6 protein-coding genes and 1 pseudogene are annotated in these 8,619 nt (G+C 64.6%); 5 read left to right on the top strand and 2 right to left on the bottom strand.

Annotated features, from left to right (window positions below; all coding sequences use genetic code 11):
• Nucleotides 1-300, top strand: a pseudogene (locus tag J5M71_RS25455) (FAD-dependent oxidoreductase); the annotation flags it as partial.
• 138 nt (nt 301-438) lie between these two features.
• On the opposite strand, the gene J5M71_RS25450 reads toward J5M71_RS25455, so the two are convergent.
• On the bottom strand, nt 439-1,752 hold the full coding sequence (locus tag J5M71_RS25450) for a hypothetical protein (protein WP_207838216.1): 1,314 nt from the start codon (nt 1,750-1,752) through the stop codon (nt 439-441).
• A 153-nt stretch (nt 1,753-1,905) separates the two neighbouring features.
• Entirely contained in the window at nt 1,906-3,399 is a 1,494-nt protein-coding gene (locus J5M71_RS25445; protein WP_207838213.1) for an aldehyde dehydrogenase family protein, read from the bottom strand.
• A gap of 494 nt (nt 3,400-3,893) precedes the next feature.
• Between J5M71_RS25445 and peaA the strand changes: the two genes are divergently transcribed.
• From peaA to peaD, 4 genes are read left to right on the top strand one after another with little or no spacing between them, the layout of a single operon-like run.
• The gene (peaA, locus tag J5M71_RS25440) at nt 3,894-5,459 is read left to right on the top strand and encodes a quinohemoprotein amine dehydrogenase subunit alpha (RefSeq protein WP_207838209.1); all 1,566 of its coding nucleotides are present in this window, start codon (nt 3,894-3,896) and stop codon (nt 5,457-5,459) included.
• A 49-nt stretch (nt 5,460-5,508) separates the two neighbouring features.
• Nucleotides 5,509-6,939: a quinohemoprotein amine dehydrogenase maturation protein gene (gene peaB, locus J5M71_RS25435; RefSeq protein ID WP_025339352.1), complete on the top strand. Its 1,431-nt coding sequence runs from the start codon at nt 5,509-5,511 to the stop codon at nt 6,937-6,939.
• Nucleotide 6,940: 1 nt separating this feature from the next.
• Nucleotides 6,941-7,264 (top strand): quinohemoprotein amine dehydrogenase subunit gamma, encoded by a 324-nt coding sequence (gene qhpC / locus J5M71_RS25430; RefSeq protein ID WP_004375838.1) that lies wholly within the window; start codon nt 6,941-6,943, stop codon nt 7,262-7,264.
• A 32-nt stretch (nt 7,265-7,296) separates the two neighbouring features.
• A complete protein-coding gene (gene peaD, locus J5M71_RS25425; protein ID WP_063914252.1) occupies nt 7,297-8,418 on the top strand; it encodes a quinohemoprotein amine dehydrogenase subunit beta in 1,122 nt (373 codons plus the stop codon).
• Nucleotides 8,419-8,619 lie beyond the last annotated feature (201 nt).

The following is an 8,619-nucleotide window of genomic DNA, read 5'->3' as shown; positions in this document are numbered from 1 at the left end:
CAGCCGTTCTGGGCGCGGCGGCAGGGGTGGCCGGACATGCAGGCATTGCACGTGGCGGCGGACTGGCGCGCGGTGAGGGTCGAGCGGCGGCCGGTGTTGCGTGACGGGCTGGTGGATGCGGCCGAGGTGGTGGTGACGGCGGATCAGCCGTTGGGGGTTTGGCATTTGCAGGGGGTGGAGCTGGCGCCGGTGGTGCGGGAGTTGCAGGTTGGTCGGCCTCTTGAGGCAGTGGTGTCTGGCCTGTCGGTGGAGCAGCAGAGAATGGTGCGGCGGTGGTTGTTGGAGCAGGGCCTGGCTTGAGATTGCCGGGGCCGCTTTGCGGCCCTTTCGCGACACAAGGCCGCTCCCACAGGTTCACGCAAACCTTGAGGGCAGCGCTGTACCCGTGGGAGCGGCCTTGTGTCGCGATGGGCTGCGCAGCAGCCCCGGGATCTCGAATCAGAAGAAAGTCCCGACGATCAACTGCATGTAGGTCCCGGCATCCCGCCCACCCAGCTGCGTGCCGCCATCGGCCGCACTGCGCTCCGGTTTGTAGAACCCTACCAGCGGGCTGATCAACAGGTGGTCGTTGACCATCCATTCTACATACAGGTCCAGCTCCCGCCCGCCCAGGTTGCCCTGGTCGGTGTCCAGCGTATCGAAGTCGAAATACAGTGCGCCCACGGTCAGGTTGTCCCGTGGTTTGCCCTTGAGCGCCACATGGTGCACCTGGCTGTTGCTGTTGAACGGCCCGGCATAGTTGGCCGCCACTTCACCCTGGAACCAGGTGCCATAGCCACGGCTCAGGCCATAGAACAGCGGGTCGAAATCCTCGGAAAAACGGCTGTAGCGGTAGGTGGCGGTGGGTGACCAGGGCAGTTCGGAGAAGGTCCAGTTGCCCTCCAGGTACCAGGCGTTCTCCCGCCCGCCGGTTTTGTCCTGGGTCACGTACTCGGCGGCCAGCTCCAGGTCTTTCACCCCCAGGTTGCCGCGCCCGCGCAAGCTGGCGGTGTCCATGCCGTCGCGGTGTTCCAGGCCCATGATCTGCGCGTAGCGCTGGTCCACGTCGAGGCCGCGGATCCAGCTCAGGCCCACGGTGCCGGCGTCGGTGACGTGTTCCAGGTTGGCCACCGCCAGCGAGGTGTCGGCCTGGTAGTGGTTGTCGGACTTCAGCCACATCAGGTCGCTGCGCCAGCCTTGCTTGCCGCCCAGGCGCAGCACGGCCGTGCGGTCGAAGGCCTTGCGTGCGGCCAGGTAGTAGGCGCCGCCGCGGTCGAAGTTGGCGCCCAGGTCGACCTTGCCCAGGTTCACCGGGTCGCCCTGGATCAGGAAACCGTCGCCCAGGGTCACCACTTGGCGGCCGCCGGAAATGTCCACGCCGTCTTCACCCAGGGCCGGGAACAGGTTGGCCGAGCGCCAGCCCAGGTACAGGTCTTCGACGGCGGTGCGGCGCTCGTCACCCAGGGTCAGGCCGGCGGCGTCGCCATCGCCCCAGGTAGCGGAGCTGAGCAGGTTGAAGGCGCCGTAGAGCGCGCCGCTGTCGGCCAGGGCCTGGCTGCCGCTGAGGCCGTACTTGACGTAGCCTTCCTGCCAGGCGGTGCTGCCGGGCTTGCGGTTGCCGGCCAGGTTGAAGCTTTCGTCGCTGTGGAAGGCGCCGAACAGGGCTTCGAGGTCGGCGTTGAGGGTGGTGCCGTCGTGGTTGTACAGCTCGTAGGCCTGGGTGACGGGGGCGGCGAACAGCAGGGCCAATGTGCAGGCGAGAGTGTGCCTCATGGTGTGCTCCATGTTTTTGTTGTTGTTTTCGGGGTTGCCTGTACCGGCCTCTTCGCGGGTGAACCCGCTCCCACAGGGATCTCATAATGTTCAGGCTTGTGGTGATCCTGTGGGAGCGGGTTTACCCGCGAAAGGGCCGGTACAGGCTGAAGATCAGAGCTTGATCAACACCGACTTCAGCTCGGTGTAGTGCTCGATGGCAGCGGCCCCCATCTCACGGCCGACGCCGGACATCTTGTAGCCGCCAAACGGCAAGGCAGGGTCGAGGGCGCTGTGGCAGTTGACCCACACCGACCCCGACTTGATGCGCGGGATCATCCGGTGCACGGCGGCCAGGTCGTTGGACCAGATACTCGCACCCAAGCCATAGGGGTTGTCGTTGGCCATGCCGATCACTTCGTCGATGTCATCGAACGGCATTGCCACCAGCACCGGCCCGAAGATCTCTTCCTGCACCAGGCGGTGGCGCTGGTCGACATCGACGATCACCGTCGGCTTGACGAAGTAGCCCGGCCCGAAGCCCTCGCCACCGCAGGCGATGGTCGCGCCCAGCTCGCGGCCAAGCTCGATGTAGCCGGTGACGCGGTCCTGCTGCTTGGCCGAGATCAGCGGGCCCATCTGCACCGCCGGGTCCAGGCCGCTGCCCAGCTTCATGCCGTTGGCGATGCCGGCGATGTCGGCCACCACATTGTCGAAATGCTTGCGGTGCACATACAGCCGCGAGCCTGCGCAGCACACCTGGCCCTGGTTGAAGAAGATCGCCGTGGCCGCGCCGGCGGCGGCTTCCTGCAGGTTGGCATCGGGCATGACGATAGTCGGCGACTTGCCGCCGAGCTCCAGGGTGACGCGGGTCATGTTGTCCATGGCCGCCTTGCCGATCAGCTTGCCGACCTCGGTGGAGCCGGTGAAGGTCAGTTTGTCCACGCCAGGGTGGCGGCTGAGCGCGGCGCCGGCGTTCAGGCCGGTGCCGGTGACCACGTTGAACACACCAGCCGGGTAGCCGGCTTCGTCCACCAGCTCAGCCAGCTTGAGCACGCTCAACGGTGTTTCGTCAGCGGGCTTGAGCACCACCGTGCAGCCGGTAGCCAGGGCCGGGCCGAGCTTCCAGCAGGCCAGCAGCAACGGGAAGTTCCAGGCGACGATGGCACCGACCACACCCACCGCCTCGCGGCGGACGAAGCCGTGGAACTGGTCGTTGGGCATCAACGGCATCGAAGCTTCAACGGTGCTACCTTCGATCTTGGTGGCCCAGCCGGCCATGTAGCGCAGGAAGTCGATGGCCAGTTGCACGTCCATCACCTGGGCCACGGTGGCGCTCTTGCCGTTGTTCAGGCATTCCAGCTCGGCCAGTTGGCGGGCGTCGCGCTCCATCAGGTCGGCCAGGCGCCACAACAGGTTCTGCCGTTCGCGCGGGCGCAGGCGGCTCCACGGCGAATCATCGAAGGCCTGGCGTGCGGCACGCACCGCGCGCTCGACATCTTCGGCCTCGGCGGCGGGCACTTCACCCAGCACCTCGCCAGTGGCCGGGTTGCGGAACGACAGGGTGCGACCGCTGGCGGCGTCCTGCCAGTCGGCGCCGATGCGCATCTTCAGCTTGCGTTCGAGAAAGGCGCGGGTGGCGGGCAGGATGGGCAGTTCGGAAAGCATGGGACGGTGCCTCTTGTCATTGGATGTGACGGGCACAGGCGCAATGGGCGTGCCAAGGTCGGCAGATGGCCGCAAGCCGTTGAACGGGTTGGGTTTTGTCCTGGTGCAAGGTCGGGATTGCAGGGTTGCGCTGTTGCACATTGAGACGCTGTGAGACGGTGGTGAAACAGTGGCTGTTCCGGCCTCTTCGCGGGCACGCCCGCTCCCACAGGGAATGCGCAATGCCTAGGGCCGATGCGATACCTGTAGGAGCGGGCAAGCCCGCGAAGGCCTGCGCAGCAGGCCCCTGTCTCAGGATGAAACACCCTGTCGCGAAATGGCACGCTGCAATTGGCCATCTCTGCTGGTAGCAAAGCCCGGAAAACCAGCTAAAAGCTTGAAAGGAAACATTTTTACAGCACCTGGCACAGTTCCTGTATCGCAACTGTCACATGCACACCTGCTGTACCAAAGCGTGCGACAACGATAAGAACAACAACCGTGGAGGTCTGACCTTGAAGACGACTCGACTCCGGCGGCATGCGGGCAAACTGGCGCTGGTCGCCGCCGCGCTGCTGAGCACCCAGGCCATGGCGGCCGAGCAGGGCCCGAGCCTGTTGCAGAACAAGTGCATGGGGTGCCATATCCCCGAAGGCAACGACACCTACAGCCGTATCAGCCACCAGCGCAAGACCCCGGAAGGCTGGCTGATGAGCATCGCCCGCATGCAGGTGATGCACGGCCTGCAGATCAGCGACGATGACCGCCGCACCCTGGTCAAGTACCTGGCCGACAAGCAGGGCCTGGCGCCCAGCGAAACCGATGGCGTGCGTTATGCCATGGAGCGCCGGCTGAACACCGTCGAGCAGTTCGACACCCGGCTCAGCGAAACCTGTGGCCGTTGCCACTCCGGTGCCCGTGTCGCCTTGCAGCGGCGCCCGGCCAAGGAATGGGAGCACCTGGTCAACTTCCATCTCGGCCAGTGGCCATCCCTCGAATACCAGGCCCAGGCGCGTGACCGCGACTGGTTGCCGATCGCCCTGCAGCAAGTGGTGCCCGACCTTGCCAAGCGCTACCCGCTGGAAAGCGCGGCGTGGGCGGAATGGCAGAAGGCCAGGCCCAAGGCCGATGCGCTGCCGGGCCAGTGGGCATTCAGCGGCCACATGCTGGCCAAGGGCGATGTGCGCGGGGTGATGAGTGTCACGCCTGACCAGGGCGACACCTTCAAGGTCGAGGTCAAGGGCGCTTATGCCGACGGCACACCGTTCAATGGCAGTGGCTCGGCGATCCTCTACAACGGCTATGAATGGCGTGGCAACGTCAAGGTCGGCGACGCCAACCTGCGCCAGGTGTTCGCCGCGCTGGATGGCGAAATGAAGGGCCGCATGTTCGAGGCCGACCACGATGAGCGTGGCCTGGACTTCACTGCAGTGAAGGAGGGCAAGGCGCGCCTGCTGGCGGTACAACCGGCATTCATCAAGGTCGGTGGCGAAAGCGAAATCACCCTGGTCGGCAGCGGCCTGGCCGGCAAACCGGACCTGGGCGCTGGTGTGGAGGTGACCGAAGTACTGGAGCAGACCCCGACCCTGGTACGGGTGAAGGCCCGCGCTGCAGTCGATGCCAAGCCTGGCCAGCGCGAAGTCGCCGTAGGTGCGCTCAAGGGCGTCAACCTGGCGGTCTACGACAAGGTCGAGGAAGTGAAGGTGGTGCCGGCATTCTCCATCGCCCGCATCGGCGAAAACGGCGCCTCGGTGCCCAAGGTGCAGGGCCGTTTCGAGGCCGAAGCCTGGGGCAAGGACGCCAATGGCCAGCCGCTGCGCATCGGCTACCTGCCGGCCAGCTGGAAGGTCGAGCCGTTCAACGAGCGTGCGGTCGAGGACGAAGACGTCAAGTTCGCCGGGAAGATGCAGGCTGATGGCGTGTTCGTGCCCGGCGGCGCTGGCCCCAACCCCGAGCGCAAGATGATGACCAACAACGCTGGCAACCTGAAGGTCATCGCCACCCTGGCCGACGGTGGCCAGACGGGCGAAGGGCACATGATCGTCACCGTTCAGCGCTGGAACAACCCGCCGCTGCCGTAACGGCAGGGGGCTTACGGTTTTCCAACGGATCGATTATCGGGAGGTCGCCATGGGCGCACTACTGAACCTGGTCGAACGCAACCTGCATGAAGTGCAGGTCGATGCCGACCGCATGCTGTTCCATATCCCCAGCAGTTCGCTGTTCACCGCCGACGCGGTGACCGGCGGCATCATCGACACCCTGCGCCAGCAAGGCTGCTCGGCCGAGGAGCTGATGCAGCGCCTTGGCCAGCAGTTTGCCGGCGACGATATCCAGGACACCCTGCGCGAACTGATCGCGCTGGAACTTGTCAGCGACGGCTCGCCGCTGACCCCTGAAATCGCCCTCAAGCAGGTCGAGCGCACTGCGCTGAACACCGTGGTGCTCAACGTCAACACCGGCTGTAACCTCAGCTGCACCTACTGCTACAAGGAAGACCTGGACAAGCCGTCCGCAGGCAAGAAGATGAGCACCGCCACCGCTGAAGCCTCGGTGGAGATGCTGCTCAAGGAGTCGCCCGACGAGGAGCGCTACAGCGTGGTGTTCTTCGGTGGCGAGCCGCTGTCCAACCGGCCGCTGATCGAGCACATGGTTGCCTACTGCGAGCGGCGCTTCGCCGAGGCGGGCAAGCAGGTGGAGTTCATCATGACCACCAATGCCACGCTGCTCACCGAAGAGATCATCGACTGGCTCAACGCCCACCGTTTCGGCCTGTCGATCAGCATCGACGGCCCCAAGACCGTGCACGACCGCAACCGCATCACCGTGGGCGGGCAGGGCACCTATGACGTGGTGCGGCGCAAGGTCGACATGCTGCTGTCGCGCTACCACAGCCGCCCGGTGGGGGCGCGGGTCACGCTGACCCGTGGCATCACCGACGTCGAGACCATCTGGAACCACCTGTTCAACGAGCTGGGCTTCGCTGAAGTCGGTTTTGCCCCGGTTACCTCCGGCGACATGGCCAACTTCAACCTTACCGGCGAAGAACTGGTGCAGGTGTTCGCCAACATGAAGGCGCTGGGCCGACGCTACCTGGAGGCTGCGCTGGAGCACCGCAACATCGGCTTCTCCAACCTGCACCAGTTGATCACCGACATCCACGAAGGCCACAAGAAGGCCCTGCCGTGCGGTGCCGGGCTGAAGATGCTGGCAGTGGACCACGAGGGCGAGCTGAACCTGTGCCACCGCTTCACCGGCTCCAGCCTGCCGACCTTCGGCAACGTGCACCAGGGCGTGAAGCAGGCACAGCTCAACGACTTCCTGTCGCAGCGCCTGGACCGCAGCAACACCGGCTGCGACAGCTGCCGCATCCGCAACCTGTGCTCCGGTGGCTGCTACCACGAAAGCTATGCCCGCTACGGCGACCCGCAGCACCCGACCTACCACTATTGCGAACTGATGCGCGACTGGGTCGACTTTGGCATTGAAGTCTACAGCCGCATCATGGCCGCCAACCCGGCCTTCATCGATCGCTACATCACCCCGCGGAAGGCGCACTGACATGAAGCACTTGAAGCCCCTGAACAACAAGGCGCGCATCCTCGAGCAGGCCGCCGCCGAAGACCGCGTCGAAGAAGTCATGGCCATGAGCGCGGTGGCAGGCTGCACCGCCACCACCGACCCGGGCTGGGAAGTGGACGCCTTTGGTGGCGTGAGTTCGCTGTGCCAGCCGATGGAGGCCGACCTGTATGGCTGCTCCGACCCTTGCTGGTGGCCGGCCCAGGTGCCGGACATGATGAGCACCTATCAGGACTGGAACGCCCAGGCGAGCAACTCCGCCGAAGACTGGCGCAACCTCGGCACCGTGTTCCCGAAAGACAAGTGACCGGCCCAACAAGAACGACAAGGGGAAACCGCATGAAAGCTGGACGCTGCGCGTCACTCGCGCTCACCATCGCCGCCACGGCCTGCGCCGGGCTGGTACAGGCCGCCGACACCGGGCCGGCGCTGAAGGCTGGCCACGAATACATGATCGTGACCAACTACCCGAACAACCTGCACGTGGTCGATGTGGCCAGTGACACGGTGTACAAGAGCTGCGTCATGCCCGACAAGTTCGGCCCCGGCACCGCGATGATGGCGCCGGACAACCGCACCGCCTACGTGCTCAACAACCACTACGGCGACATCTACGGCATCGACCTGGACACCTGCAAGAATACCTTCCACGCCAACCTGTCCAGCGTGCCGGGTGAGGTGGGCCGGTCGATGTACTCGTTCGCCATCAGCCCGGACGGCAAGGAGGTGTACGCCACGGTCAACCCGACCCAGCGCCTGAACGACCACTACGTGGTCAAGCCACCACGGCTGGAGGTGTTCAGCACCGCCGATGGCCTTGAGGCCAAGCCGGTACGCACCTTCCCGATGCCGCGCCAGGTGTACCTGATGCGTGCGGCGGACGATGGCAGCCTGTACGTCGCCGGGCCGGACATCTACAAGATGGACGTGAAGACCGGCAAGTACACGGTAGCCTTGCCGCTGCGCAACTGGAACCGTAAAGGCTACAGCGCCCCGGACGTGCTGTATTTCTGGCCGCACCAGAGCCCGCGCCACGAGTTCTCGATGCTGTACACCATTGCCAGGTTCAAGGATGACAAGCAGGACCCGGCCACCGCCGAGCTGCTGTATGGCTACCTGAGCGTCGACCTGAAGACCGGCAAGACTCACACCCAGGAGTTCGCCGACCTGACCGAGCTGTACTTCACCGGGCTGGTTTCGCCGAAAGACCCGAACCAGATCTACGGCGTGCTCAACCGCCTGGCCAAGTACGACCTCAAGCAGCGCAAGCTGATCAAGGCGGCGAATCTGGACCACACTTACTACTGCGTGGCCTTCGACAAGAAGGGCGACAAGTTGTACCTGGGTGGCACCTTCAACGACCTGGCGGTGTTCAACCCGGATACGCTGGAGAAGGTGAAGAACATCAAGTTGCCGGGTGGCGACATGTCCACCACCACGCCGCAGGTGTTCATCCGTTAAACCGGTGTTGCTTTCTTCGCGGGTAAACCCGCTCCCACAAGGAGCTCCACAGGGGCTGAATGTGGTGCGGTCCCTGAACTGCGCCCCTGATGTTGGACAAAAATCCAACCTCAGGGGCGTTTCACATGAGCAAGCACACCAGACAGTTCAAGCTTTCCGCCATCCAGGCTTTTCTGCAACGAGGCCTTGGCTACCGTTTCA

The organism is Pseudomonas sp. 43(2021), assembly GCF_017490805.1.
In the GTDB taxonomy this organism is placed as follows: Bacteria; Pseudomonadota; Gammaproteobacteria; order Pseudomonadales; family Pseudomonadaceae; genus Aquipseudomonas.
This window is presented reverse-complemented; position numbering and strand designations above follow the sequence as displayed.